Origin of the sequence: Actinomyces sp. S6-Spd3 (assembly GCF_000758755.1) — a bacterium.
In the GTDB taxonomy this organism is placed as follows: Bacteria; Actinomycetota; Actinomycetes; order Actinomycetales; family Actinomycetaceae; genus Pauljensenia.
Genome location: NZ_JRMV01000217.1, coordinates 1 through 815, shown reverse-complemented (window position 1 = coordinate 815; position 815 = coordinate 1). Strand labels below are relative to the sequence as shown.

At 54.0% G+C, this 815-nt stretch carries 2 protein-coding genes; both read left to right on the top strand.

Going from position 1 to position 815, the window contains the following annotated elements:
• Positions 1–210, top strand: a 210-nt coding sequence (locus HMPREF1627_RS01830) for an HPr family phosphocarrier protein (protein WP_034500623.1), incomplete at its 5' end; no start/stop codon positions are given.
• A 111-nt stretch (positions 211–321) separates the two neighbouring features.
• Positions 322–780: a nucleoside-diphosphate kinase gene (gene ndk / locus HMPREF1627_RS01825; protein ID WP_034500621.1), complete on the top strand. Its 459-nt coding sequence runs from the start codon at positions 322–324 to the stop codon at positions 778–780.
• Positions 781–815: the final 35 nt, after the last annotated feature.

The following is an 815-nucleotide window of genomic DNA, read 5'->3' as shown; positions in this document are numbered from 1 at the left end:
CTGCATGCCCGCCCGGCTGCCCTCGTCGCACGTTTTGTTAGCGACTACGATGCGGAGGTCACCATCGATGGGGCAGACGCAGCTTCAGTCATGTCGCTCATGGCACTGGGCGTTAGACAGGGGCAGACCGTAACCGTGCGCGCTAGCGGCGCTGACGCCCAGAGGGCTGTAAGCGACCTCGTGCAAAAACTTGAGTCAATGCCGGAGTAAAACACCGACAAACAGGCCGAGGAACTGCGGTAACAACCCGGTTTTTCTTTACGTCAAGATAAATTGTCGTAGAATCGATTTTGACACGGAAGTCAATGGAAAGGAAGGCAAATGCCTAGTCCGGAACAGCTCGATGCAAATAAAGAGCACACCCTCGTCCTTGTGAAGCCGGATGGTTTCAGGCGCGGCCTCACCGGCGAGGTGATTCGCCGCATCGAAGCTAAGGGATACCAACTAAAGGGTTTGAAGATCAAGCACGCTTCCGAAGAGCTCTTGCAAGATCACTACTTCGAGCATAAGGAAAAGCACTTCTTCAAGGATCTACTGGAGTACATGCAGTCTGATCTCGTTGTTGCGATGGTCGTTGAAGGCGATCGCGTGATTGAAGGCATGCGTAACCTCATGGGTAACACCAACCCGACGCTCGCAGCGCCCGGCACCATCCGTGGTGATCTCGGTCGAGATTGGGGTACCGGTAACGTGGAGAACATTGTTCACGGCTCTGACTCGCCGGCATCCGCAGACCGTGAAATCGCACTGTGGTTCCCCGAACTTGTTTGGAAAGAATAACGTTTTCGCTCATTTTTCGCCTAAACTTTGAGGCG